The sequence below is a fragment of the Dyadobacter sp. CECT 9275 genome, from assembly GCF_907164905.1.
Lineage (GTDB): Bacteria > Bacteroidota > Bacteroidia > Cytophagales > Spirosomataceae > Dyadobacter > Dyadobacter helix.
Genome location: NZ_CAJRAF010000002.1, coordinates 436,907 through 463,903, shown reverse-complemented (window position 1 = coordinate 463,903; position 26,997 = coordinate 436,907). Strand labels below are relative to the sequence as shown.

Sequence of the window (26,997 nt, the reverse complement as noted above, 5' to 3'; positions counted from 1 at the left end):
CTTATCCCTTAAAAACAAACTTTTTCATATAATCGGCATCATTGGAAATGCTCTGCATGACAGGTCCGGGATAATCCTCCTGTTCGACAATAAATTGTGTGATGCCATTGTCAGAAGCAATTTTTAACAGGCTGGCATAATCTACCAGCCCCTTTCCCAGGTCGGTGGATTCTATTTTGGGTTCACGTACAAAATCCTTGATATGGCATAATTCGTAACGGCCTGCGTACTTTTTGATGTGTGCGGAAGTATCCACCTTTGGTACTTCAATCCACATCAGGTCCAGTTCGAAAACAACAAGAGACTTATCGGTGTTGTCGAGTAAAATTTCCTGCGGAATTTGCCCGTCCAGCGGTTTAAAGGAGTAGTCATGGTTGTGATACCCGAATTTTACGCCCGCTTTTTTACAGATCTCCCCCCGTTTGTTAAACTCGTCTGCACGTTTTTTCCATTCATCAATCGTTTTCTGCGGGCCTATATACGGTTGCAACAGGTAGGTAAGGCCGGCTTCAGCGGCTTCGGCAGCCATTTTCTCCATATCTTTGGTGGTATCTGCATGGCTCGAAACAATCGTCATTCCCAGTTCATCCATGTAGGTTTTGAAGTCCTTTGGAGATAGTCCCCAAAAAATTCCCTTGTCTCCCTGGTAACTCTCTACTTTTTTATATCCCAGATCTGCAATCTGTTTCAGAACACCCTTAGGATCGGAACCAATGATGTCACGCACACTATACAGTTGCAGGCCAAATTCAGGAATGGATGGAGGAGTGGAGATACTTTCCGCAGTGACGGTGGAGTCGGCAGAACCGGTTTTTTGTCCCGCCCCGCCACAAGATGAAACGGACCAGATCAACGAGCCTGCTGCTGCGGCTCCGGCGGATTTCAAAAAAAGACGGCGATCATAAGCCATAGTTGAATGCAGATTTTTGTTTGACGATTTATTTTAGATTTAAGTTAAGCCCGCTTTGGCGTCGGCTTAGCGATAATACAACTATTTGATGGTGCATATCAAAAGCGGGTGGCGTAAGTGGTTCTACTCAGTTCTTGATGTAAGTATATGAGCAGTAACAATAAGTTGACCAACATGTCTCTGGGTGTGTTCCGCAGCATGGAAAAGCAGGCCCAGGTGCGTGGAAGGTATCATGGCCCGGCCTACATATCGTACTTCTGTGAGGGTATGTTCATTGGTTTCCCTGAGCTGTGCAATTGCCCTGGTAAGTTGTTGGTTAAATGCCTCCAGCAAGTAGCCAAAAGTGCAGCCTGGAAAGGGCTCGTGCCCTTCGCTTCGGAGATATTCCAGCTGGGCTTCTGTCAATGACTCTCCTCTGGCATAAGTAAATAACCTGTCGAGCACACCGGACAGATGTTGCAAATGAAAGCCAACGGAGGCCACTCCTACCGGCTTTTCCCAAAGTAATTTACGGGAAAATGTACCTGAAAGTAAGGAAATCTCTTCCTGTGCCTGCAGTAATGCATGGGCGACGGGTTGTAACAAGGCTGGGATTTCCGGAAGCGGACCTCTTAGCCATACTTCCGGCTTAGGATTGTTTTGCATGCCGGAAAGTAATAAAAAAGGGAGCTCTTTTACAAGCTCCCCCTCATCATGATAATTGGTGCAGAATTAATATCTGTACTGCTTTTATAAGAAAGCGTTTATTTGGCGATATCTATCTGAACAGGTTTTCCCTTGATGGTATTGCCATCCATGGCACGCAATACTGCGCGTGCGTCACGTTCAGGGACATCCACAAAAGTGAATTTGTCATAAATGTCAATCGCACCGATGGTTTTACCGGGGATATTAGCTTCTCCTGCAATAGCTCCAACGATATCTTTTGGCAGAATATGGTCCTTACGTCCGAGGCTCAGGAAAAGACGGGTCATGCCGGCTTCCGGCGCTGCATTACGTTTTGGTTCGCCAAAGCGGGCTCCTTCTGAACGGGAATCACTTCTGCGTTCGCTGCCACCCGAGAAGCGGTCGTTCCCGCGGCGTTCATTGCCCCGGTCAAACCTTCCGCCCGAGCGGCGGTCATCTCCACCACGGCGCTCGAAACGATCGCTGCGTCTTTCTTCCCATGCCAGATTGCTGTCAGCATATTCGTTTTTCTGAACACCCATAATCTGTTTCGCCATGGCACCTACGATTTGTTCCGTAGAAAAACCACTGTGATGAAGCATTTCAAGTACGTCCTGGTACAGATCAATATCTCCGGATTGGATAGTGGCTGAAATACTTTCAACGAAACGAGCCTTACGAACTCCTACGATGTCTTCATAAGAAGGGATAACACCTTTTTCTATTTTTACCTTGGTATAGTTTTCTATACTTTTCAGGCGGAATTTTTCGTCACGGGCAACCAGTGAAAATGCCTTACCCGACATCCCGGCACGACCTGTACGGCCGATACGGTGAACGTAATATTCTTCATCCAGAGGGATATCGTAGTTGATCACCCCATCCAGGCCGCTCACGTCAATACCACGTGCAGCCACATCAGTTGCGACCAGAATAGTCGTCACGCCCGCCTTGAACTTGCTCATTACATTACTTCTCTGCTGCTGGCGCAAGTCACCATGTATACCTTCCGAGGCGTAACCGCGAAGCTGAAGTTCTTCAACTATCTCATCCACTTTCCGTTTGGTATTACAAAAAACAAGGAGAGATTTGAGGTGATACATATCAATCAGACGGGTCATCACCTCCACTTTGGCCTGTGGCTTCACTTCGTAACAAACCTGCTCAATATTCACGTTGGTAAGCTCATTGCGTACCACTTTGATCAGAATAGGGTCGTTCAGGAAGCGTTTCGTGATAGACATGATCGGTTTCGACATCGTTGCAGAGAACAAGATCGTCTGGCGGTCAGCAGGCATGTCGGCAAGAATGCTTTCGATATCTTCGCGGAAACCCATGTCAAGCATTTCGTCAGCCTCATCGAGTACCATCATGCGTACCTCATCGAACTTCAGTGTTTTGCGTTCCATGTGATCCATTACACGGCCAGGGGTACCTACTACAATATGAACCCCTTTTTTGAGTGACCGGATCTGGCGTTCGATTGAATCACCGCCATATATAGCTTCAATTTTAATACCTCTCGTGAATTTGGCGAGGCGTCCGATTTCCTCAGAAACCTGAACTGCAAGTTCACGCGTAGGGCAAAGTACCAATGCCTGCACGGCATTGCTGGATGTGTCAATTCTTTCTAAAACGGGTATACCAAAAGCGGCAGTTTTTCCGGTACCTGTTTGCGCCTGGCCAATTACGTCAGAGCCTTGCATAACTGCCGGAATTCCTTGTGCCTGGATAGGGGAGGGTTTTTCAAAACCCATTTCTGTTAAGGCTTTAAGGATGTTTTCTGAGAGTCCAAGCTCTGAGAAGGTTTCAATTATTTCAGTTGTCATTCTATTTTTGTTATTATAAAATTCTAGAGTAAATACAGTCTGCACAGTCATTTCCTGCGCACAAAAATGACGCAGAAGTACTATGATCAGCACAATGATCAGAAGTTCAGCCGGGCTGAATTACAGAAGGTCTGGAAATGACATTCTGACCGTGCCGGAACAAACTTTAACTTAACAGGGATTGCGCAAAGCCCACCACAAACGATCCGTGGGGCTCTGCATGATGGAAGCGGTAAAATCCAACCGGCGATTTTAAAGGTTGGGTGGCCTGTCTGTGGCCCTGTACCGGATATGAAGCAGAGAAGCGAACGGATGTTCGTTCAAATTTTATGCAAAAGTAAGGATAATATTGAAATATGCAATATATGAAAAAAATAAATTGTAATATTTCTAGAAGGGCGGGAACCGGGGCGAAGACGGGAAGCTGCCGAAGGGCCACTATGGTAGCTTTCTTGTATGCCGTAACCGTTACCTTCTGAACCTGGTGACGTATAAAAGCAGGTCATTAGGTTTGATGACGCTACTCATTCAATCACACTATACAAAAAACCATGAAAAGGATTATTTTTAGTTTTATTTTAACACTTGGTTTTGCGGCTGTTCAGGCACAGAACAATACCATACTTATTTATGGAAACCTGGGCATTAATTCAACCAAAAATCCGGACGATTCCAAGGTAAACAGTTTCACGTTTTCACCCGCAGTGGGATACCAGTTCACGGATCACTGGACTGCCGGAGTGAATCTGAAGACCGAGAACTGGAAAACAACAGGTACCTCTTCCGCCGACATCAAATCGTCGGCCTTCGGTGCAGGGCCATTTATCCGTTATGCACACCCGCTTTCGGATATTTTTGCCGTGTACGGCCAGCTGAATACCAATTTCCTCTCTTCAAAAACCGCTGGTGTCAAAGGCAATGGTTTTGAAGGAACCTTGTTTCCTGCCATTGGTGTGAATCTCAAAAATGGATTCGCCCTGAACTTTAACTTTGGAAGCCTCAGCATTGTCACCAATAAAATGAAAGGAGCAGATAATAGTTCCACTTTCGGGCTGAACTTTGGGAGCGGAGCAGGTTTTGGAATGTCGAAGAATTTTGGAATGAAATAATGAAGCGGGAAAGCCTGAGCATTTCGTGCACGAATCGCTCAGGCTTTCCTTTTCTTGACTTCAAAAGATACTGTTGACGTCGGTATAGGGTAGTTTCCAAGCGTCTGAAACACCTTTGAATACGATGTTTCCCTTTACGATGTTCAACCCTTTTTTTAGTTCTTCATTGCTCTGGCAAGCAGCCTGCCAGCCTTTATCTGCTAAAAGAAGTGCGTAAGGTAAGGTTGCGTTTGTGAGTGCCAGTGTGGAAGTATATGGAACGGCACCGGGCATGTTGGCAACGCAGTAGTGCACTACTCCGTCCACTTCATAGATAGGATCTTCGTGTGTGGTTGCGTGGGAAGTCTCAAAACATCCGCCCTGGTCAATGGCTACATCCACCATTACGGTTCCGGGTTTCATGAGTTTGAGCATATCTCTGGTGATCAGGGAAGGAGCTTTTGCGCCGGGAATCAGTACCCCGCCAATGATGAGGTTGGTACTTTTGATGAGATCACGGATGTTATATTCATTGGAAATGACGGTATCAACATTGGCTGGCATGATGTCTTCCAGGTAACGCAGCCTTTGTAAATTGATGTCGGCAATGGTCACATTGGCGCCCAGTCCCGCGGCCATTTTTGCAGCCTGGGTACCCACAATCCCACCTCCCAGCACCAGCACATTGGCGGGTTTCACACCAGCCACACCACCCAGTAATATACCAAATCCGCCCATCGGTTTTTCAAGGTATTTGGCACCTTCCTGTACGGCCATCCTGCCCGCTACTTCGCTCATCGGAATTAAAAGGGGAAGGCTTCGGTCTGATTTTTCAACGGTTTCGTAGGCCAGGCAAATGGCCTTCCGTGCGATCATGGCTTGGGTAAGCGGTTCGGAAGAAGCGAAGTGGAAATATGTGAAAAGGAGCTGGTTTTCTTTGATGAGGTTGTATTCGCTGGCAATAGGCTCTTTTACTTTGATGATCATTTCAGCAATGGCGTACACCTCTTCAATGCTCGAGAGTATGATTGCGCCGGCCTCAGTATATTGGCTGTCGGTGAAACCGCTGCCTTTGCCTGCATCTGTCTGCACATACACGGTATGTCCATGCTTACGGAATTCTGTGATTCCGGCCGGGGTAACAGCCACCCGGTTTTCATTGTTTTTGATTTCCTTCGGTACGCCGATGATCATAGGTTTGGAATATTAAGGTGATGGAATTTTAAAGCTTATTATCTGCGAAATTACACGGGCCTAAAAAAATATACTGACAGATACCTAATTAATGGAAAACAAAACTATTTTTGATTTCTTTGAAAGAAAAATATCCTTTTTGTTAACTGAAATTCAGTGACGGATAATAAAAAAAACTTTATGCAGCCCGATACAACGGACAAACAGATTTTGAATTTGATTCAGCAGAATGCGCATCTGACAATAAAGGAGATAGCCGGAAAAATCAACCTTTCAGTAACGCCTGTTCATGAGCGGATCAGGAAGCTGGAACGGGAAGGTTTTATAGAGAAGTATGTGGGCCTGCTGAATCGCCGGAAATTAGGTAAATCGTTGGTGGTGTATTGTAACGTAACTTTGGATAAACAGCGGAAAGAGAGTTTCGAAGATTTCAATCAGGCGATAGGTGAAATGGAGGAGGTACTTGAATGTTCGGTTGTTTCCGGTAATTTTGACTACATGCTGAAGGTGATTGTGGAGGATGGGGAGGCGTATAATCAATTTTACCAGCATAAACTTTCTGCACTCAAAAGTGTGTTACACATTAGCAGTTACTTTGTGATATCAGAAATTAAGTACAGCACTGCTATTTCAGTAGGCTGATTTTTGATAGGGTAACTGTTGTAAACCAGCTATTTGCAGCTCAACCAATGGCAGATAGCTAATAGCCAGAACCGATGAATAAAAATTTTAAGGATGGTCTGAACCTGATGTCAAAGGTTACTCCAAAACGTGCCTTAAACGCCATTCAGATACTTGGGAGTTACTTTTATTCCAAAATAACGAAAAGGCCGGTGCATTGGGGAATGCCGCTGGCCATTTCATTTGAACCAACAACTTCCTGTAATCTGCGTTGTCCGGAGTGTCCTAGTGGTTTACGGTCGTTCACCCGCCCGACGGGTATGATGGAGGAGAAGCTTTACAAGCGGACCATTGACGAACTAGCAGATACCTTGTTGTATCTTATCTTTTATTTTCAGGGAGAACCATACCTGCACCCCAAATTTTTTGAACTGGTAAAATATGCCAGTCAGAAGGGTATTTATACCGCCACATCCACCAATGGCCATTATCTTACGGATGAAAAAGCACGGAAAACAGTGGAGTCGGGGCTGGACAGGCTCATTATTTCCATTGATGGTACCACGCAGGACGTCTACCAGCAGTACCGGATTGGTGGAAATCTGGAAAAGGTACTGGAAGGAACCCGCAATATTGTAAAGTGGAAAAAGGAGCTCAAATCCAGTACGCCTCATGTTATCTTTCAGTTTCTGGTAGTGAAGCCTAACGAACATCAGATTGAGGACGTAAAGCGGTTGGCAGAGGAACTGGGTGTGGATGAGGTAGGTTTAAAGACCGCCCAGATTTATGACTACGAAGACGGTTCGGAACTGATCCCGACCATTGACAAATATTCGCGCTACAAAAAGGCTGAAGACGGAAGGTTTGCCATAAAAAATAAGTTTGTTGACCATTGCTGGAAAATGTGGCATTCCTGTGTTATTACCTGGGATGGGGCAGTGGTACCCTGCTGTTTTGATAAGGATGCGGAATATAAACTCGGAGATATGAAGCAGGAAACTTTCACCAAACTCTGGAAGGGAAAGAAATATACCGATTTCCGGGCATCGCTTATCCGGTCACGTTCCGAAATTGAAATGTGCAAAAATTGTACGGAAGGTACGGAAGTGTGGGCGTGAAACATGCACATTTTTATACGCTATCCAAATTTTAACAAATAATAATATAGTTTAATATATTGTTATACAGTGTATTATAGAGATAATACCAAAGAGCGTGGAACATTTTTTGGTGAATTGGGATGAATAGCTGAAATTTGGCATTGGTAACTCAAACAATACATGGGCAAAGTAATTGCAATTGCAAACCAAAAAGGGGGAGTTGGTAAAACAACAACCGCTATTAACCTTGCGGCGAGTTTGGCTGCACTCGAATTCCGCACGCTTATTATTGATGCCGACCCTCAGGCAAATTCTACGTCAGGCCTTGGATTTAATCCCCAGGAAATGCAGAACAGCATTTACGAATGTATGATCGAAGAGGTGGAAACTGGTGATATTATCCTTGAAACGGATTTTCCCAATCTCCATCTGATTCCGTCTCATATAGACCTGGTTGGCGCGGAAATAGAGATGATCAACCTGAAAGACAGAGAGCACAGGATGAAAGCTGCTATTACGGAAGTCAGGCAGCAGTACGACTTCATTGTGATTGACTGCTCACCTTCCCTGGGGCTTATCACTATTAACAGCCTTACTGCGGCAGATTCGGTCATTATTCCGGTACAATGTGAATATTTCGCTTTGGAAGGCTTAGGCAAGCTGTTGAATACAATCACCATTATCCAGTCGAGGCTTAATACTGAACTCATCATTGAGGGGATTTTGCTGACGATGTACGACCTGCGCCTGAGGTTGTCCAACCAGGTAGTAACCGAGGTGACCAATCATTTTCAGTCACTGGTTTTTAACACCATCATTCCGCGGAATGTAAGGATCAGCGAAGCACCGAGTTATGGCATACCGGTGATGGCGCAGGATGCGGAAAGCAAGGGAGCTGTGAGTTACTTGAATCTTGCCAGAGAAATTCTGGAAAAGAACGGACTATTATCGTCTGATAAGCAAATGGGCGTGAACTGACACTGATTACTGGATTGCAAGACTCACCTGATGGATAATATCAACAAAAACAAAAGAATGACCGGCTTGGGCAGAGGGTTAGGAGCCCTTTTGCAGGATTCGGAAAAAGTAAATACACCACGCGCCAATGCCAGGCAGTCGTCGCAGGAAGGAATTGGTACCATGAATGAAATTGAGCTGGACAGGATAGAGGCGAATCCCTATCAGCCCAGAACCAAGTTTGATCAGGAGGCACTGATGGAACTTGCGGATTCTATCCGGGTACAGGGGATTATCCAGCCCATTACGGTAAGGCAGTTGGCAGTAGATCAGTATCAGCTGATATCAGGAGAAAGAAGGCTCCAGGCCTCCCGGTCCATAGGAATGGCGCGGATTCCGGCCTATATCAGAACGGCCAATGACCAGCAGATGCTGGAAATGGCGCTCATCGAAAATATTCAGCGCGAAAATCTTAACTCTATTGAAATAGCCTTGAGTTATCAGCGGCTGATCCTGGAATGTAATCTGAAACAGGAAGAGCTGGGAGTACGCGTAGGTAAAAACAGAACAACGGTTAACAACTATATCCGTCTGTTGAAGCTTCCGCCGGTTATCCAGGCAGCGCTTCGGGACAATAAAATAAGCATGGGACATGCCCGTGCGATCATTACAATTAACAGCGATCAGAGCCAATTAAAGATTTTTAACAAAATAATTGAAGAGGGCTGGTCGGTCCGAAAAGTGGAAGAGGAGGTCAGAAAGCTGGGAATGATGTCCAATCAGCCTTCTGAGACTGTCAAGAAACCAACAATTAATCAGGAAATAAAGTCGTTACAGTTCCAATTATCCTCGTATTTCGGGGCTAAGGTCTCGGTTAAAAGCGATACAGAACACAAAGGGGAGATAAAAATCCCGTTCGCTTCCCAGGACGAACTGAAAAGGATTTTGGAAACATTGAAATTTGAAGTAAAGACTTGAAAACTTGGTTTTGGTTAGGTTGTTGTGTAATCCTGTTGGCTCATGTTAGCCGTGCGCAGGTGATCAGTAGTGATTCGGTAAAAGGAAAACCGGTTCGGGTTATCACAGCGGATAGTTTGGCAGGACTTGTTCCGGACTCGGTGGTGAACCTCAATAAGGCAAAGAAGTTTGTACCGGTTCCCAGGACCGCTACACTTTTGGCGCTGATACCCGGAGGCGGGCAGATCTATAACAGGGATTACTGGAAGCTACCCATTATTTATCTGGGTATAGGGGGAGGGTTATATGCCTTTCATTTGAATAGTATCAAGTATAACGACTATCTCTCGGCCTATAAGAGCTTTTACGATCTGAACAAAGACAGCCCTACTTACGGTCAGGTACTTCCGGGAATTACCTCGGACTCAACCAGGACGGTAAGAATCAGGAATCTGTTTGCTACCAGCAGTGAATATAAACAGGGAAATCTGGATCAGGTAAAAAGAGGGAAGAATTACTGGCGGAGAAATAAAAATCTTTCTATCGTGGTAGCTGTACTGATTTACGGCCTTACAATTATAGAAACAAATGTAGCGGCGCATTTGAAAACCTTTGATCTCACAGACGACATCAGTATGCACGTGGAGCCAAAGATCCAGCAGCCTATGATGAGGCAGCCGGCGCCCGGATTAAAGCTGGTTTTTAATTTTAAGTAAATGAAATTTCTAATTTATAAACGATTTTAAATGAATATATTATTGCTCGGCTATGGCAAAATGGGTAAAACGATTGAAAAAATAGCCGTAGAAAGAGGCCATACAATAGCAGGAAGAATTGACGTTCAAAACAAATCTGATATGGACGGCCTCCAGGCCGGTGATGTAGATGTTGCCATTGAGTTCAGCTCACCCGAAGCAGCTTTTGGAAATATATCCTACTGCCTCAAAAGAGGATGGCCGGTCGTGAGTGGTACCACCGGCTGGCTGGAACACCGCTCCGAAGTGGAGGCACTCTGCAAAGAAAAAGGCGGCGCATTCTTTTATGCCTCCAATTATAGTATCGGTGTTAACATTTTCTTCCGCCTTAATCGTCTGCTGGCAAAGTTAATGAACGGACAGCATTACCAAACCTCGATGACGGAAGTTCACCACATTCATAAGCTGGATGCACCCAGCGGAACGGCTATTACCCTCGCTGAGGGAGTTATTGCAGAAGCAGGGAACCTTAGCGGATGGAAACTTGAACCCGATGGTCAGGAAGGTTTTTTGCCTATCAAGGCCTTGCGTGAGGGAGAGGTTCCCGGAACACACATCGTGCGGTATGACTCCGATGTGGATACCATCGAAATTTCACATATAGCACATAACAGGACTGGTTTTGCATTGGGCGCGGTGGTGTCGGCGGAATGGCTGAAAGGGAAATCGGGCGTCTTCGGGATGGATGATCTGTTGAAGGACCTTGACCAGTAGAATTATTTAGTATCAGTTTTTAATCGCAATAGAAAAGAGTACTTCCTCCATGACAACATCTTCCAAAAATAAAAAATCCCCGGTTAGGGAATGGTTTGATTCCATCCTTTTTGCAGTTGTAGCAGCGACGCTGATCCGCTGGTTGTTTTTTGAAGCGTTTACAATTCCTACACCTTCCATGGAAAACAGTTTGCTGGTGGGAGATTTTTTGTTTGTCAGCAAGCTGCATTATGGTACCCGTACGCCAAAAACACCGCTGCAGGTTCCGCTGACGCACCAGACGATCTGGGGTACCAACATACCCTCCTATACGGATGCCATTCAGTTGCCGCAGTACAGATTACCCGGTTTTAGTGAAGTGAAACGGGGAGATGTAGTCGTTTTTAATTACCCGCCAGAATTGCAGCACCCGGTTGATCTCAAGACCAACTATATTAAAAGATGTGTGGCGCTGCCCGGTGATAAGCTAGAGGTAAGGGATTTGCAGGTGTTTGCCAATGGAAAAGCAGAGCCTAACCCGGTAAGAATGGAAAACGAATATTTTGTAGCCACCACCACAGCCGTAAACGAGGAAAAAGTATTTAAGGAAAATGGTATTTCGGAATTCAATGCTTACACGGAAACTTTTAATGACACCATTCCCGCGAATGATCAGATGGGCTATCTGGTGTGGACTACGGTCGAGATCGCTGGCAAACTTAAGGAATATGATTTCGTTAAGAATATAACCATCGTTAAAGCCTCCAAAGATATCAGTGAGCCTATGCTGTATCCTAACTCCTCGTTATTCAAATGGAACCGGGATAATTACGGGCCGGTTACTGTACCTAAGGAAGGTGTTACGGTGAATCTTACTCCGGAGAATATTGCTATGTATGGCCCGGTGATTAAAAATTATGAAGAAAATGAGGATGTGGTACTGGAAGATAACGCGATCAAGGTAGGAGGAAAGGCGATCACGACCTATACCTTCAAACAGGATTATTATTTTATGATGGGTGACAACCGCCACAACTCGGCCGACTCGCGGTACTGGGGTTTTGTACCTAAGGACCATATCGTTGGGAAAGCAGTTTTTGTCTGGATGTCTATTGATCCTAAACCGACCAGTTTCTTCAACAAGATCAGATGGAACCGTCTGTTCAGGGTGATCAACTAAAAGGTAGTAATTTTGAAAATGGATGGAAGGCTGCCTATTCGGCAGCCTTTTTTTGGATTTGTATATATATTAAATAAAATTATATATAATTGTTTGTGTGTTATAGTTAATTGCTATATATTGCACGGGTCTTAATCCAAACGAGCAATGCCGGTAACTGAACTAACCGCAAAATCAGAAAAACAAAAGAAATCCGTGGTAAGGGAGTGGTTTGATTCCATTCTGTTTGCTGTAATAGCCGCAGTGATCATCAGGTGGCTGCTCTTCAGTGCCTTTGTGATCCCCACACCCTCAATGGAAAACAGCCTGCTGGTAGGGGAATATCTTTTCACGAGCAGGCTCCATTACGGTACCACTACGCCGGTTACACCTCTTCAGATTCCGTTAAGCCATCAAACGGTGTGGGGAACAGAGATACCTTCCTATCTGGACTGGATCAAACTTCCGCAATTTCGGTTGCCCGGGTTTTCGGATGTGAAACGAGGAGATGTTGTAGTATTCAACCTGCCGGTGGAACATCCTGATCTTTATCAGAAATACAGTACCGTACTTCCCAATCTGAAGCCGCATCCGCTGGATCTCAGGAGTAATTACATTAAAAGATGTGTAGCAATAGCCGGTGACCGGCTGGAAATACGTGACGGACGTGTGGTTGTGAACGGAACGGCTTCTGAAATTCCTGTGGGAATGCAGAATGAATACTTTGTAGCAACGTCCACAACGGTGAACGAAGTTAATGTATTCAGGAAAAATGGTATAACTGCGTTCTCTCAATACACCGAAACCTACAATGATACCCTGCCGGAAAATGATGAACCAGGTTACATCGTGAAAACAACGGAAGCAAATATAGAGAAACTAAAATCGTATGATTTTGTCAAAAGGATTTCGCCGGTGATACTTCCCAAAGGATATAAAGAGCCTTACCTGTTTCCGGTAACTGACCTGATCGACTGGAATAAGGATAATTATGGGCCGGTGATGATACCCAAACAAGGCATGAAGATATCACTAACACCCATAAATGTAGCGCTATACGGAGAGATCATTCAAAACCATGAAGGCAATGACGACATCGTCATCGAAAATCAGGAAATAAAGAAAGCAGGGAAAAAACTTGAAGCATACACCTTCGGCCAGGACTATTATTTCATGATGGGTGACAACCGCCATGACTCTGCGGATTCAAGATACTGGGGTTTTGTCCCTAAGGACCATATCGTCGGTAAGGCCATATTTGTGTGGATGTCTATTGATCCGGATCCTACCAGCTTTATGAACAAGATTCGGTGGGAACGGCTATTCAGGGTGATAAAATAAATGACAGGTTATCGGGATTGGTGCCGGACCTGTCATTTATGTCTCCTGTCAGATAAAAGTGGATGCTCAGCCTTCTTGTGAGAATATTAAAGCTGTGTAAGCAGGCAACGTGAGTGAAGCATAGGCAGGCAAGCTGTCATATTCGCCCTCGTGCGCATCAACGTCATGCGTTGCGATATGCGAAAACTCAGGATCGTACTTCTGATCATCACTATTGAAACGAAGGTTCCAGAGGCCCTTCGCCGGAAAGCCCACTTTATAATCGTCGTACTTTTCGTGTGATAAGTTAAAAGCAACAACAACGCTGTCTTTGGGGCCTCCGTTCTGCCACCGGTGCATGACAATCACCTTTCGTTCATTATCGGCACGGATAATCTCCACATGCTGGCCCTGGAGACCGGCTGTTACGCCAAACCAGTTTCTGCGCAGGTGAATGATTTCGTTATGCAAAGTGGCATAACCACTGAATTTTTCGAGCCGGCTCCAGTCGATCGGATCGTTGTCCGAAAACCACTTGTCCTCCAGCAAAGGCTGCCCCTGGAAGATCATCGGAATACCCGGTGAAGTAAGTACCAGCACCACGCCCAGTGCAGCCCTTTTCTTGGAGTACCAGTTGTTGACATCATCCGCAGCTATTTCTTCTGCAACACGGGCCTGGCCATTGGCCACTTCGTCATGTGATTCCGTGTAAACAATCCTCTGAAAAGAATCCATGTTATAACAGAAGGTGATCGCTTCAACCACTTTGTGGATATCTCTGTCGGCATCGTTGGGAGTAATAATGGCCTCCCTGATCGTATGGACAAATTTGGCATCCCACTGCGAGCCATATCCCAGGCCGCCTTCACTGGCAGGATGGGTTATGAAATCAAGTGAGTGCATATCTTCCGCAATGGTGATCCTGTTGGGGAACTGCTGGCGGATGTCCTCATTGATCCATTGCATGAGGCTCATACCCTCCGGGATATCATTATCCGGGTTTCCGTCCGCTTTAACATTACGGATGTAAGGTACCATGTCCATCCGCAAGCCATCCACCCGGTAGTCTCTGAGCCACATCAGGGCATTGTCGTGGATGTATTGCCTCACCTCATTGCGGCCATAGTCAGGTCTGGTTTTACCCCATGGCGTTTCTGCTTTCCAGTCGTTGTAAAAGTAAATGCCACCTCCATCGTTTTCCTGCCAGCCATCAAACTGCCACAGGTCAAGGTCCGAGGGGCCGAAATGATTGTATACCACGTCCAGTATCACGGCAATCCCTGCTTCGTGAGCTGCTTTTACAAATGCCTTTAATCCGTCTGGGCCACCATAATCAGACTCGATCGCGTATGGATTAGAAGGGTTATACCCCCAGGACCTGGAACCTGGGAATTCGGAACACGGCATCAGTTCAACGGCGTTGAATCCCATTTCTTTCAGGTAAGGCAACCGTTCAATTGCCGTATAAAACGTCCCGGGGTCATTTTCTTTGGTAACATTGAAGGTACCCACATGCATTTCATAAACAATGATTTCATTCCAGGCTGGAATAGTGTATCCTGTTTCCTGCCAGTCGAAACTATTGTGGTTGTAAACAATACAATTCCCGGCAGAGTTGGTCATTTTTAATGCGTAGGGATCGTTGCGCATAAATGTTCCGTAAGGCGTTTGAAGAAGGAATTTGTATTCATCACCTTCTGCGGAGTTTTCTATTAACGCACCCCACATACCGTTTTCTTCGGGATGTAGAGGATTCGCGTTTTCATCCCAGTTGTTAAAATTTCCGATTACGGAAACATTTTCGGCATGAGGGGCCCATACGCGGTAAAAAACACCTTCATTGAAACAAGTGGCACCCATCCCGGTATACTGGGCGGTGGCTGTTGCATCTTCTGCCTGTAAATTTTCCATATCTGCTTAAAAGATTATTGTTATTTTTGATGACAAAGGTCTTACGTAACGTATATATCAAAACCATGCCCGCCCAATGTGTGGAATGGATAGGTTACATCGGGAACATAACTTCTTCATCAATCACTAAAATCGGTTCATTCTGCTATGTTGTATACAACAGAAGAAGAGAAAATTTATACCCTTGCGCTTATTCACACGCCTGGCGTAGGTTCTGTATCTGTCAGGCAGTTAATTAGTTACTGCGGAAATGCAACGGAGGTATTCCGGTCTGACTTTAAAAAGCTTATCAAAATACCTGGAATTGGAGAGAAGGCTGCGCGCACCATTCTCAAAAAGGAGGCGGTGGCAGTTGGGGAAAAGGAATACCAGGATTGCCGGAAAACGGATACACAATTACACTTTTATACGGATGATACGTATCCCATCAGGCTGAAATCTTTATACGACTCCCCGGTTGTACTATACAGCCGCGGCAAATTTGACTTCAATGTGAACAGGACCATAGGGATAGTGGGGACCAGGCAGGTGAGCGAATATGGTAAAGCTGTGACAGAATCTATTATCCGTGAACTTGTTCCGTATCATGCGCTGGTCATTAGCGGACTGGCTTATGGGGTTGATATTACTGCGCACCGGGCATGCTTAAAAAATGGTCTTCCTACTTTAGGGGTGATGGCGAGTGGTCTAAACATGGTTTATCCTGCTGCCCATGGTAAAACTGCTAGGGACATGATGGAGGATGGGGGCTTGGTAACAGAAAACGCGCTGGCGACCAAGCCAGATTTTATGCGTTTCCCCGCCAGGAACCGTATTATCGCCGGGTTAAGTGACGCCACGCTCGTTGTGGAGTCGGGCCGGACAGGAGGGAGCCTGATTACCGTCGAATTTGCTCAAAACTATCACAGGGATGTTTTCGCCGTTCCCGGTAATTTAAATCAGCCGCAATCTGAGGGATGTAATCAGTTGATCAGAGAGAATAAAGCATCCATTTTTACGTCAGTGGAGGAAATGGCCGAAGCGATTGGCTGGCATACCAATTTGTCCAAAACCCGGGAAGTTACGTTTGACACAGGTAGTCCGGCACCTTTGATATTTGATGGTTTTACCCAGGAGGAAGGGCAGGTACTTTCTTTGTTAAAACAAAAAGGAGTAATGCAACTGGACGAGCTTTCCTGGCAAAGCAGCATTCATCTGAATAAATTAGCGAATCTTTTACTAAATCTGGAATTTCAGGGTATGATAAAATCGTTACCTGGTAAAAAATACGGTTTGATCTGACTACATGCGAAGTACTCTTCAGATAATAAAACAAGGTGAGGGCCTTACAGTCGAGTTTAAAAGAAAGATTGACAGTTCTTATAAAATTGCCAAAACCATTACTTCATTTGCCAACACTTCGGGGGGGACTTTGCTGGTGGGCATTGGTGATAACGGGGAAATTCTGGGGGTGAAATCAGAACTGAGGGAGTTACAGAAACTGGAAAAAGCGACATCGGAGCTCATTGAAGAAAAACTGATCCTACGTTTCAAAAGTGAAGCTCTTGATGGAAAACAGATACTGAGAATTGAAATAGACGAAAGTACGGACAAGCCGCATTACGCTTTAAATGAAAAAGGGGACCGTATCATTTATATCCGAATGAAGGATAAGAGCCTTCCCATTCCAAGGCTCCTAATTCAGGGTGAGGGAGATAACGATACAGAAAAAATGCTGGCATCGCGGCATGTCAAAACTTTGATCACATATCTCAGAGAAACGGATTATGTGACCGCAAAAGCCTTTTCCAGAATTATCAATATATCGGAAAAAAGAGCGCAGCGGATGCTCAATGACCTGGCGGATAAGCAAATTTTGCTTAAAATTTCACGGGTAAAACCAGAAGCTTACAGCCTTAAATGGGCAGAATAGCGGTATGATTAATTTAAGGGAAAAAGACAGGTTTCATTTAAAAGAACCTGTCTTTTCCTTTGAGAACCGGGAATTACTACTTGATATCTACTAATTCCAGTTCAAATATAAGATCCTGCCCAGCCAGCGGGTGGTTGGCATCCAGAATCACAAATTCGTCTGTTACTTCTTTGATAACCACCTGAATAACCTGGCCGTTTCCATCCTGGTGCATGTTCAGGGTTCCGCCTATTTCCAGGGGGATATCTGCGGGAATCTGAGTTATTGGGAATTGGATAACCATTTCCTCATTCACCGGTCCGTAGGCCTCAACATTAGGTATATGTACTGTTTTTTTATCGCCAACTTCCATTCCGGTAACCCCGTCGTCAAAGCCTTTGATCACCATACCACTTCCCAGCTGGAAGCTCAGGGGCTCACGGCCTTCCGATGAATCAAAAAGTTGTCCGTCTGTAAGTGTTCCCTTGTAGTGAACATGAACAGTGTCTCCTGCTTGCGCTTGTCTCATAATTAAATTGATTTTTAAGAAAACATTTCTGACCACCCTATATTAAAACACGTACCGTCGGTCAGCCAGCTGTGTTTCTGATTAAAAGTATTAGTACGCCCTGGCAAAAACCACTCTTCCCTTTGAAGGTTTACCAGAGTAAATGCAAACACCGTCTTCTGCTTCCTGGTTCAAAGGGATGCAGCGGATAGTCGCTTTTGTTTCTTCTTTGATCTTCTCCTCGGTTTCGGAGGTGCCATCCCAGTGTGCGAGTATAAACCCACCTCTGTCGTCGAGTATCTTCGTGAATTCTTCCATGGTATCAACTTTCACCGTGTTTTCTTCTCTGAATGCCAGCGCCTTATTGTAAACAGCCTCCTGGATATTGTCCAGCAGATCGCTGATATACTCCGTAATACCTTCCAGAGAAACGGTTTCTTTCGTCTTTGTATCCCGGCGGGCAACCTCAACTGTATTGTTTTCAAGGTCACGCGCACCCATGGCCAGGCGAACGGGAACACCCTTCAGTTCATATTCTGCAAATTTATAACCGGGTTTATACGCATCGTTATTGTCGTACTTAACCGATATACCACGCTTTTTAAGCTCTTTCATAATTTCAGCCGCCTTGTCCGAGATCGCATCCAGCTGCTCCTCGTTCTTGTAGATCGGAACAATAACCACCTGGATTGGTGCCAGCTTGGGAGGTAAAACCAGACCATTGTCATCGGAATGTGCCATGATCAGTGCACCCATCAAACGGGTACTTACACCCCATGAGGTACCCCATACATATTCCAGCTTACCATCCTTATCCTGGAACTTTACGTCAAAGGCGGCAGCAAAATTCTGGCCTAGAAAATGGGAGGTTCCAGCCTGTAAGGCTTTTCCATCCTGCATCAGGGCCTCGATGCAGTACGTATCTACGGCTCCTGCAAATCGTTCGTTAGCCGTTTTAACACCCCTTAATACGGGCAATGCCATCCATTCTTCCGCAAAAGTTGTGTAAACGTCCAGCATCTGCCTGGCCTCGGCTACGGCCTCTGTAGCTGTAGAGTGGGCGGTATGGCCTTCCTGCCACAGAAATTCCGCGGTCCTCAGAAAAAGCCGTGTGCGCATTTCCCAGCGCACCACATTGGCCCATTGATTAATAAGCAGGGGAAGGTCGCGGTAGGATTGTATCCAGTTTTTATAGGTACTCCAGATCACCGTTTCGGATGTGGGCCGCACAATCAGTTCTTCTTCCAGCCGGGCGTCCGGATCTACAATAACACCCTTGCCGTTAGGGTCGTTTTTCAGGCGGTAGTGTGTAACCACGGCACATTCTTTGGCAAAACCTTCCACATGCGACGCCTCTTTGCTCAGGTATGATTTAGGAATAAACAAAGGGAAATAAGCATTGGTATGGCCGGTTTCTTTGAACATATCATCCAGTGCCCGCTGCATTTTCTCCCATATCGAATACCCGTAAGGTTTGATCACCATACATCCCCTCACTGCGGAATTCTCGGCCAGGTCGGCCCGCTTTACTAATTCATTGTACCATTCGGAGTAGTTTTCACTACGCTTTGGCAAGGCTTTACTCATTCTGTGATGCTTTTTATTGATTTTATAAGGAGTATTCCGGTTCAGTTTTTTTGATTTTTCAATAAGTTGCAAAGATAGTTTTTTATGTTAACTTTGGAATTAATGTTCTGTTATAGATGTTGACGTATTGATTAGGTGTGATTTTTTTGTATATTAGCAACATAACTTTAATCCTTCTAAGGCCATGATGATTAAAAATAAAATTAAATATTTATCTGTCGTAGCGCTGTTCGGGGCCTGGGGATGTGCAAGCAATCAGTATACTTCACGTTCAGGTGCTGAATATGACGATCTTTACGGGGGAGGCTCCGGTGCAGTAGCGGTTTCCGGCAACCGGGTTCAAAGTGAAGAATTTTCCCGTTCGGGTAATCCGGATTACCTTCCTGCAGAAGATCACCAATATACGGGTACTACTGACTATTATGACGAAAACTATCTGTCTTCAAGGAGTGTAAATCGTGCACTGAACGATAATGTAGGTTATAATGCTGGTTTTGTAGACGGTTACAATCAGGCTACCCGGTTTTCAAATCCCTTTTATGCCTACAATGGGTTCGGAGGTTTCGGATCAGGTCTGAGCTTGGGTTTAAGCTTCGGATTGGGAAGCCGTTTTGGGTTCAGTCCCTACATTGGTTATGGAATGGGTTCCATGATGGGATATTCACCATGGGGTTACAACAACATGATGATGGGTTACTACGATCCTTGGGGATATTCTTCCTTTGGATATTCACCATGGGGTTATTCTCCTTACAGCATGTACAGTTATGGTGGTTACGGAATGTATGATGCCTTTGGATATGGCTATGGGTATAATCCCTGGGCATACAGCAGGCCTGTTGTGATTGTCAATAATTATGAGAGACAAGGACTGACCAGAACTTACGGGCCACGTACTGCAAGTGGAAGTACCGTCAGAAATAATAGCAGCAGGTACAACTCAAGCTTCGTGAACACTCCCCGTTCATCTTCAACTGTGAATGAGAGCAGCAGAAGTGGAAGGCGGGCAGTAGCCAATTCAGTGAATGCTTCGGATAACTACAATTCAAGGTCTTCTCGCGGAGATGGCAGGGTGTCCAGTGGGTATACAGGTGGAAGATCGGCCGCTAATGCTAACTCTTCTTCTAGAAGTTACTCAAGAGACAATGCTCCGGCTGACGGGAATACCTATTATTCAAGACCCAGAACCAATACCTCGGGATATTCATCAGGTCAGTACAGTTCGGGTAATAGTTCCCGTTCGTCAAGGAGTTACAGCTCAGAGTCTTATAGCGCTCCCAGCAGGTCGCAGTCCAATTACTCGGCTCCGTCCAGAAGTAACAGCAATTATTCGTCACCATCACGGGAAACGTACAATGCGCCTGCCAGAACTTACAGTGCACCAAGTTACAGTGCGCCGTCCAGAAGTTACAGTGCACCTTCTTCGGGTGGAGGCGGATCACGGTCTGCATCACCTTCAAGAGGTCCAAGATAATTCCCATAAGCTTATGTGCTGAAAGGATATACACGATTAAACCCTGCAAAATGTCATAATTTTGCAGGGTTTTCGTTTAAGTAGAAGTACGGTTTACATTCAATTCGCTTAATAGCCATGTCAAAAGTTGCACCTTATATTTACCTGATGTTTACTGCGGTTGTTGCGCTTCCCCTGAAGGCGCAGTATGCCGCGGATATTTTCAGATACTCGGAATCCAATCAAACCGGGACGGCCCGGTTTCAAGGATTGGGTGGTAATCACGCCGCTTTGGGTGGAGATGCCAGTACTATTTTTGGAAACCCGGCAGGGCTGGGCTTCTATAACCGGTCGGAGATTTCCATCAGTCCGGCCGTTACAAGTTTTAATACCAGCAGTAAATATACCGATGGGATCATGACCGATGCCAAGAGCAATTTTAACATTGCCCAGGCTTCGCTTGTAATCACCAGCCAGCCCAGTTTTCAACGAAAATGGAAGAGAACTTCTTTGGGTATATCCTTTTCACGGCAGCAGTCGTTTCAAGACCGTTACAGTTACGGAGGGCTGAACAACAAAAGTGCAATGGTGGATAAAATCGTGCAGGATGCGAATGGCCGTAACCTTACCGTGGCGGACATGAACGCCGATTTTGAAAGTGACCCCAGCAATGGAGGCCCTCTGGCTTTTTCCTTGCCTGCCGCATATTACCAGATGTACCTGATTAACCCCACTTACTCTTCGCCCACAGCAACAATTCCCGATTGGGAGCCTTTGGACAGAAATAGTGTTGTGAATCAATATGGAAATTACGACGCAACCGGCGCCAACACCCAATGGAACATTTCGTATGGAGGGAATTACGACGATAAGTTATATGTCGGAGGCTCGGTAGGCTTCAGCCGGCTAAGGTATAAGTACACAAGATATAATGAGGATAACTATGTGAACAGTCCGGAGCTCATTTCTACGAATCAGTCTGAAGAGCTCAGTGTCACAGGTAACGGAGCCAATTTGTCACTGGGAATCATTTATAAATTTAATCCTGTGTTTCAGCTGGGAGGTGTGCTTACCACACCGACTTGGACCGCTATTAAGGAAACATTTAATCAAAATGTAGCGGCTGAGTATGTGGATGGGCTTGTGTCTGATGGACAGGGAGGTTTGATTACCCCACCGTATACCAATCTCAATATTGCAACCAACGAATTCGTCTATTCTGCTATAAGCCCTTTCAAGGGATCGCTGGGAGGTACATTGTTTTTTCAGAATAAGGGATTCATTACGGGTACAGTGGAATATGTAGGATATTCGGGGATGGGCGGCAGGACCACTTATCTTAGCAGTACAGATAATAACAATTTCAGGACCGATACCAAAGCGGAGATAAAGGATACCTTCCGTAATACCGTTAATGCCAGGATAGGTGGGGAACTCAGGGCAGGCGTATTCCGGGGACGGCTTGGCTTTGCCTATATCGCAGATCCTTACATGGCTCGAAGCGATGGTACCAAACGTGATAAATATCTGATGTCTGCGGGTGTGGGGGTGAGAAACAGCCGATTCTTTGCTGATCTGGGAGCAACTTTCTCCACCTATAAATCACTTTATTCACCATATATTCTGAACAATCCTGAGGATTATTCAACGGCCGAGGTGAGCAACAAAACAGTGAACGTGATGCTAACCGTAGGTACGTTCTTCGGCAGGTAGTGCTGACAGGTTTTGCAGGAATGGCTAAGGGCATGTGAAAACAACTTCAATTTTCACGTGCCCTTTTATAATATTAAAGCAGTGGTTTTAACTTTTCGAGCAGATGCGTTACATCCAGCTCCCCGTGCAAAGAAAAATCGGCCTGAGCATAATAAGGCCTGCGCTCATCAATTTTATTCTGAAGAGTTTCTGCCAGTGACTGTGCCCCAGACAGTATCGGGCGGTCATCTTTGCCATGGTTTTCAATGCGTTTAGCAAGTGAATGCGCAGGTACATCCAGGAATATACTTATACCCAGTTTTTTAATAAATTCCATGTTGTCGAAAAAACAAGGGGTTCCTCCTCCCGACGCTAGAACGATACTACCGTTAACCGGAATGCTTTTCAGCAACCGGCTTTCCACGTCGCGAAAGTAGGCTTCTCCCTTCTCAGCAAAGATCGAAGGAATATCTGTGTTCTGATCCTGTTCGATAAGTTTGTCGAGGTCCTTGAAACGATACCCTAGAGATCGGGCCAGTTTTTTTCCAAGTGTTGTTTTGCCGGACGACATCATGCCGACCAAAATTATATTCTTCATTTTCTGTTTATAGACGCAGTTTACTTAACCAGATCCGTTACAACTTCAGCCGAAGGCGTGTCGTTATAATGCCATTTTCCTTTCACAACGCCATCTTTGAGCAGCCATAATCCAGGATTGGAACGTGAGATTGTTTTCAGTACGGTGGCATCTACATAATAGAACGGTACAGTTAACTGGTGTTCGGTCAGAAAGCCCTTTATTTCTTCACTGCTTCCGGAGGTAAGGATCAATGGCTGAATACCTTTGGATTTAACGCTGTTAATAAGCTTGCTGATGCCGGGCAGTGCTGCTGTGTTGATATCCGTAAAATTCTTGAGGATTAGGAACAACTTGCTGCCTTTGAAAGTTTCTTCAGTGAAATCACCCTCATCGTTCCAGACTTTAAAATCGGTGATTTTGGGTTTGGCCTCTTCATTGAGTACCACCATGTCTTTGAAAACCAGTGTCGTATCAGAAGGGTACTGCTCAAACTCCTGTGTTTTTCCATCTTTTTCAAAGATGTACTTGTATCGCAGCGGTTCCGACGGTTTCAGTTGGGCGGGAATACTGGCTCCTACACGATAAGGCAGCAGATCCAGGACCGGAAGGTGCCGTAGTGCATAAAATGCGATGCCGAGTGAGGCAACTGTAGACAGCATTACGATTATTCCGGTAGGCATCGGGTTGAAATTCTTACGATAATAAACGATGATCAGGATGAGTATCAAAAGGAAAATATCTTTTCCGAAAGAGGTCCAGGGAGTTAGTTTAATGGCGGCCCCAAAACAGCCGCAGTCGGTTACTTTGTTGAAATAGGCCGAATAAAACGTAAGGAACGTAAAGAAAATGATGATTGCCAGTAAAAACCAGGAGGTGGTTCTTGGCTTGTATCCGACCAGCAGGGCAATGCCCAGCACTACTTCTGCAGTGCACAGGAAAACGGAGAAATAAAGGGCGAGTGGTACCAGCGACATGAAAAAATCATGAAACGCCGGGAGATCCGTAGCGAAAACTTCAAAGTATTCTTCCAGCTTGTACTGGGTACCTACGGGATCGTTCAATTTGATAAGTCCTGAAAAAATAAATAACAGGCCAACAACGACACGAGATATTTGAGCAAGGATCTTCATTTCTGATCAACTGGTTTTAAAAATCGCTTGGGAGGATTTTTAGCGTTAGGAATTTTAGAGCTGCTGAAAGCCCAAGCGTTTTGAGTACTCGGGTTAATTCGTTTGCAGTGCATTGGATTTGATAAGACAAAAGACTGCGTAATTGATAATGTCCTGATAACCTGCCTTAACTCCCTCAGATACAAGGGTAAACCCCTGATTGTCCTCAATCTGTTTAATACGCAAAAGTTTCATAAGAATGATGTCGGTCATGGAACTAACGCGCATTTCCCGCCATGCTTCCCCGTAATCATGGTTTTTGTTGAAGAGCAGTTCCTGCACGGCAATCACCTCGTCATTATAGAGGCCGGTCAGGTCATTGGGCTCAATTTCTTTTTGGGTATCCCTGAGGCGGATCTGTATAAGGGCCATCACACAGTAATTAATGATACCGATAAATTCTCCGGCAACATCATCCTCCACTTTTTGAAAGCCTTTGTCCTGAATGGTACGGATCCGCTGTGCTTTAATAAATATCTGATCGGTGATGGACGGCAGCCTTAAAATGCGCCATGAGGTACCGTAGTCTTTATTTTTTTTTGTAAAAAGATCTTGGCAATACTGAATGATTTCCTGATATTCCGCTTCTGTCGATTTCACCGGATGTGATTATGAGTATATGAATTATAGCACGCAAGTTAGTAAAAAAACGCTCAAAATCGGGGGACGGTTGATAGATCTGTCCATCCCGAGGGTTATGGGTATACTCAATATCACCCCTGATTCTTTTTTTGGTGGCAGCCGGGCGGGCTCATTGCAGGAGGCCACAGACAAAGCTGGCAAAATGCTTGCTGAAGGTGCCACATTCGTAGATATCGGAGGGTATTCTACCAGGCCCGGGGCGGCGGATATCAGTTTATCCGAAGAAAGTGAACGTATTCTTTCGATAATAGAACCGTTAAGTAAATATTTTCCTGATCTGATCATATCGGTAGATACCTTTCGTTCTGAGGTAGCCAGGTGTGCTGTAAATGGCGGCGCCCATATCATTAACGACGTTTCTGGCGGTACTTTGGATGCCGCAATGCTGGATACCGTCGGGACATTACAGGTACCCTATGTTCTGATGCACATGCGCGGAACGCCAGGCACGATGAACAAGCTGACGGCTTACAATCATTTAACAGTGGATATTATAAACGAGTTATTGCCCAAGTTACTGAAATTGAAAGAGGGTGGGATGTCCGACATTCTGATTGATCCGGGCTTCGGTTTTGCCAAAACAAGGGAACAGAATTTTCAGTTGATGAACCACCTTCAGGCTTTCCATGCATTGGGATATCCCTTGTTGATTGGTATTTCGAGAAAAGGTATGATTTACAAAACACTGGATTCCGATGCGGACCATGCTCTTAACGGTACTACGGTACTGAACACCCTGGCTTTGGACCGGGGGGCGTCGGTCCTGCGGGTTCATGATGTGAAACCTGCGATGGAGGCGGTAAAACTATGGATGGCTACTAGGGCGATCCATTAAAAAATGGTAATTTAGGCGCGAAATATTATTGATTTTTTTATGCGTGTTGGTTTTTTGAATATCAACTGGACTGATGTTCTTGATGTTTTTCTGGTAGCTGTTCTGTTGTATCAGATATATACCCTTGTCAGAGGTAGTATTGCCAGCCGGGTTTTTTTGGGATACCTCTTTGTATATGTTTTTTATCTGGTGGTTCGGGGGCTGGGTTTGGGGTTATTGACGGCCATTCTGCAGTATTTTATGGGAGTGGGGGCTGTTGCACTCATCGTGATCTTTCAGCAGGAAATTCGCCGTTTCCTGCTGATCATCGGTAAGTCCACAATTTATACCAATAACGGACTTTTAAAAAGGATACTGGGAAGTTCGGTGGTGGATGTGAAATCCAAAAACCTCAAGGAAATTGTAGAAGCAAGCAAAAGCATTGCTGCTAATTTTACCGGAGCTCTCATTGTTATCAACAAAAAGGACGATCTCGGTAAATTTATTGAAACGGGAGAAATGCTGGATGCCAAACTATCCAAACCTCTTTTGGTGTCGTTGTTCAACCAGTATAGTGAGCTACACGATGGTGCTGTGGTTATCATTGACGGCCGTTTGAAAGCGGCTCGTTGTGTACTGCCCGTAGCGGATGGCGTGGATGTGCCGTCTTCCCTGGGTTTCAGGCACAGGGCCGCAATGGGGATGAGCGAAGCCACGGACGCCGTTGTGATCGTGATTTCTGAACAGACGGGGAAAATTTCCCTGGCCGTGGAGGGAGAGTTATATAGTAACATACATCCTTCCGAATTGTTGGGACGGCTGGAAGAGTACCTGTCTTCGGAGGTTAACCATTTGGTGAAATAACTTTTTAGAAGATTATTTCAAAAGGAATTTGGCATTTTAAAAGGGTTTTTATATTTTTGCACACCGTTTGAGAAAGAGACAAATATTATCATTATAAAATGGCAAATCATAAATCAGCATTAAAAAGAATCCGCGCCAACGAAACTAAACGTTTGCGTAACCGTTACCAGCACAAAACAACTCGTTCGTATATCAAAAAATTGCGTGAAACGACTGACAAAACAGTTGCGGTAGAAGTTTACAAAACTGTATCTTCTATGCTGGATCGTTTGGCAAAGAAAAATATCATCCATAAGAAAAAAGCATCTAACCAAAAGTCTAAACTGGCTAAATTGGTTAACTCGTTAGCTGTAGCAGCTTAAGTTTTTTACTTACTGGTCTTGGCCCTGGTAGTTCAACTATCAGGGTTTTTTCGTTTCCAGAACTCTTTGGGTTATTTCCCTTTAGCTTGAAAAACAGATCAGAAAGAAACTTAGTGGTTGAAATAAGAGTAAAATTTTACCGTATAAGGACTTTTTTGTTTTATATTGCAAAATCATAAAAGAAACTTTGAAAGGTCAAATGGATCTCTCAGGGTTTCTTTTGGCTTGTAATAGGTACCATTTTAAAACACAGTATTCAACTTTAACTAAACTTC

26 protein-coding genes are annotated in these 26,997 nt (G+C 45.0%); 16 read left to right on the top strand and 10 right to left on the bottom strand.

From position 1 onward, the window contains the following. Nucleotide 1 precedes the first annotated feature (1 nt). The 3 genes from KOE27_RS10095 to KOE27_RS10085 form a co-directional block, all read right to left on the bottom strand. On the bottom strand, nt 2-910 hold the full coding sequence (locus tag KOE27_RS10095) for a sugar phosphate isomerase/epimerase family protein (protein ID WP_215238768.1): 909 nt from the start codon (nt 908-910) through the stop codon (nt 2-4). Nucleotides 911-1,033: 123 nt separating this feature from the next. Further along, complete coding sequence (locus tag KOE27_RS10090) at nt 1,034-1,555, bottom strand: DinB family protein (protein ID WP_215238767.1); 522 nt, start codon at nt 1,553-1,555, stop codon at nt 1,034-1,036. 98 nt (nt 1,556-1,653) lie between these two features. After that, a complete protein-coding gene (locus KOE27_RS10085) occupies nt 1,654-3,405 on the bottom strand; it encodes a DEAD/DEAH box helicase (protein ID WP_215238766.1) in 1,752 nt (583 codons plus the stop codon). Nucleotides 3,406-3,956: 551 nt separating this feature from the next. On the opposite strand from KOE27_RS10085, the gene KOE27_RS10080 reads away from it, so the two are divergent. After that, nucleotides 3,957-4,514 carry an outer membrane beta-barrel protein gene (locus KOE27_RS10080; RefSeq protein ID WP_215238765.1) on the top strand — a complete coding sequence of 186 codons (558 nt, stop codon included), beginning with the start codon at nt 3,957-3,959 and terminating at the stop codon, nt 4,512-4,514. A gap of 60 nt (nt 4,515-4,574) precedes the next feature. On the opposite strand, the gene ald is transcribed toward KOE27_RS10080, so the two are convergent. Further along, nucleotides 4,575-5,687 carry an alanine dehydrogenase gene (ald, locus tag KOE27_RS10075; protein ID WP_215238764.1) on the bottom strand — a complete coding sequence of 371 codons (1,113 nt, stop codon included), beginning with the start codon at nt 5,685-5,687 and terminating at the stop codon, nt 4,575-4,577. Nucleotides 5,688-5,867: 180 nt separating this feature from the next. Between ald and KOE27_RS10070 the strand changes: the two genes are divergently transcribed. The 8 genes from KOE27_RS10070 (at nt 5,868) to lepB (KOE27_RS10035) (ending at nt 13,270) form a co-directional block, all read left to right on the top strand. Next, the gene (locus KOE27_RS10070) at nt 5,868-6,329 is read left to right on the top strand and encodes an Lrp/AsnC family transcriptional regulator (RefSeq protein ID WP_215238763.1); all 462 of its coding nucleotides are present in this window, start codon (nt 5,868-5,870) and stop codon (nt 6,327-6,329) included. A gap of 74 nt (nt 6,330-6,403) precedes the next feature. Then, nucleotides 6,404-7,426 (top strand): radical SAM protein, encoded by a 1,023-nt coding sequence (locus KOE27_RS10065; protein WP_215238762.1) that lies wholly within the window; start codon nt 6,404-6,406, stop codon nt 7,424-7,426. A gap of 162 nt (nt 7,427-7,588) precedes the next feature. Further along, nucleotides 7,589-8,386, top strand: a complete 798-nt coding sequence (locus tag KOE27_RS10060) for a ParA family protein (protein WP_215238761.1) — start codon at nt 7,589-7,591, stop codon at nt 8,384-8,386. Between the two features lie 30 nt (nt 8,387-8,416). Further along, the gene (locus KOE27_RS10055) at nt 8,417-9,343 is read left to right on the top strand and encodes a ParB/RepB/Spo0J family partition protein (RefSeq protein WP_215238760.1); all 927 of its coding nucleotides are present in this window, start codon (nt 8,417-8,419) and stop codon (nt 9,341-9,343) included. A gap of 35 nt (nt 9,344-9,378) precedes the next feature. Beyond that, nucleotides 9,379-10,038, top strand: a complete 660-nt coding sequence (locus tag KOE27_RS10050) for a DUF5683 domain-containing protein (RefSeq protein ID WP_215238759.1) — start codon at nt 9,379-9,381, stop codon at nt 10,036-10,038. A gap of 30 nt (nt 10,039-10,068) precedes the next feature. Continuing rightward, nucleotides 10,069-10,791: a 4-hydroxy-tetrahydrodipicolinate reductase gene (dapB, locus tag KOE27_RS10045; protein ID WP_215238758.1), complete on the top strand. Its 723-nt coding sequence runs from the start codon at nt 10,069-10,071 to the stop codon at nt 10,789-10,791. A gap of 49 nt (nt 10,792-10,840) precedes the next feature. Then, nucleotides 10,841-11,950, top strand: a complete 1,110-nt coding sequence (lepB, locus tag KOE27_RS10040; protein WP_215238757.1) for a signal peptidase I — start codon at nt 10,841-10,843, stop codon at nt 11,948-11,950. A gap of 147 nt (nt 11,951-12,097) precedes the next feature. Continuing rightward, a complete protein-coding gene (lepB, locus tag KOE27_RS10035) occupies nt 12,098-13,270 on the top strand; it encodes a signal peptidase I (RefSeq protein ID WP_215238756.1) in 1,173 nt (390 codons plus the stop codon). Nucleotides 13,271-13,336: 66 nt separating this feature from the next. On the opposite strand, the gene KOE27_RS10030 is transcribed toward lepB (KOE27_RS10035), so the two are convergent. After that, complete coding sequence (locus tag KOE27_RS10030; protein WP_215238755.1) at nt 13,337-15,160, bottom strand: alpha-amylase family glycosyl hydrolase; 1,824 nt, start codon at nt 15,158-15,160, stop codon at nt 13,337-13,339. A 147-nt stretch (nt 15,161-15,307) separates the two neighbouring features. Here KOE27_RS10030 and dprA point away from each other — a divergent pair, with 147 nt between their 5' ends. Next, the gene (gene dprA, locus KOE27_RS10025) at nt 15,308-16,441 is read left to right on the top strand and encodes a DNA-processing protein DprA (RefSeq protein ID WP_215238754.1); all 1,134 of its coding nucleotides are present in this window, start codon (nt 15,308-15,310) and stop codon (nt 16,439-16,441) included. A 4-nt stretch (nt 16,442-16,445) separates the two neighbouring features. Continuing rightward, entirely contained in the window at nt 16,446-17,072 is a 627-nt protein-coding gene (locus KOE27_RS10020) for an AlbA family DNA-binding domain-containing protein (RefSeq protein ID WP_215238753.1), read from the top strand. Nucleotides 17,073-17,148: 76 nt separating this feature from the next. Here the strand turns inward: KOE27_RS10020 and KOE27_RS10015 are convergent, their stop codons facing one another. Continuing rightward, nucleotides 17,149-17,580 (bottom strand): FKBP-type peptidyl-prolyl cis-trans isomerase, encoded by a 432-nt coding sequence (locus KOE27_RS10015; protein ID WP_215238752.1) that lies wholly within the window; start codon nt 17,578-17,580, stop codon nt 17,149-17,151. A gap of 90 nt (nt 17,581-17,670) precedes the next feature. After that, the gene (gene proS, locus KOE27_RS10010; protein WP_215238751.1) at nt 17,671-19,146 is read right to left on the bottom strand and encodes a proline--tRNA ligase; all 1,476 of its coding nucleotides are present in this window, start codon (nt 19,144-19,146) and stop codon (nt 17,671-17,673) included. Nucleotides 19,147-19,330: 184 nt separating this feature from the next. Between proS and KOE27_RS10005 the strand changes: the two genes are divergently transcribed. Continuing rightward, entirely contained in the window at nt 19,331-20,620 is a 1,290-nt protein-coding gene (locus KOE27_RS10005) for a hypothetical protein (protein WP_215238750.1), read from the top strand. A 117-nt stretch (nt 20,621-20,737) separates the two neighbouring features. Continuing rightward, complete coding sequence (locus tag KOE27_RS10000; RefSeq protein WP_215238749.1) at nt 20,738-22,312, top strand: hypothetical protein; 1,575 nt, start codon at nt 20,738-20,740, stop codon at nt 22,310-22,312. Nucleotides 22,313-22,385: 73 nt separating this feature from the next. Here KOE27_RS10000 and KOE27_RS09995 read toward each other — a convergent pair whose 3' ends face one another. From KOE27_RS09995 to KOE27_RS09985, 3 genes are all read right to left on the bottom strand, one after another. Then, a complete protein-coding gene (locus KOE27_RS09995) occupies nt 22,386-22,889 on the bottom strand; it encodes a shikimate kinase (RefSeq protein ID WP_215238748.1) in 504 nt (167 codons plus the stop codon). 20 nt (nt 22,890-22,909) lie between these two features. Beyond that, the gene (locus tag KOE27_RS09990; protein WP_215238747.1) at nt 22,910-24,001 is read right to left on the bottom strand and encodes a BT_3928 family protein; all 1,092 of its coding nucleotides are present in this window, start codon (nt 23,999-24,001) and stop codon (nt 22,910-22,912) included. Between the two features lie 93 nt (nt 24,002-24,094). After that, on the bottom strand, nt 24,095-24,640 hold the full coding sequence (locus KOE27_RS09985; protein WP_215238746.1) for a DUF1599 domain-containing protein: 546 nt from the start codon (nt 24,638-24,640) through the stop codon (nt 24,095-24,097). 97 nt (nt 24,641-24,737) lie between these two features. Here KOE27_RS09985 and folP point away from each other — a divergent pair, with 97 nt between their 5' ends. The 3 genes from folP to rpsT all read left to right on the top strand — a co-directional run bounded on the left by folP (nt 24,738) and on the right by rpsT (nt 26,722). After that, complete coding sequence (gene folP, locus KOE27_RS09980) at nt 24,738-25,517, top strand: dihydropteroate synthase (protein ID WP_310590064.1); 780 nt, start codon at nt 24,738-24,740, stop codon at nt 25,515-25,517. A gap of 39 nt (nt 25,518-25,556) precedes the next feature. Further along, complete coding sequence (cdaA, locus tag KOE27_RS09975) at nt 25,557-26,360, top strand: diadenylate cyclase CdaA (protein ID WP_215238744.1); 804 nt, start codon at nt 25,557-25,559, stop codon at nt 26,358-26,360. 98 nt (nt 26,361-26,458) lie between these two features. Continuing rightward, on the top strand, nt 26,459-26,722 hold the full coding sequence (gene rpsT, locus KOE27_RS09970; RefSeq protein WP_031527289.1) for a 30S ribosomal protein S20: 264 nt from the start codon (nt 26,459-26,461) through the stop codon (nt 26,720-26,722). Nucleotides 26,723-26,997: the final 275 nt, after the last annotated feature.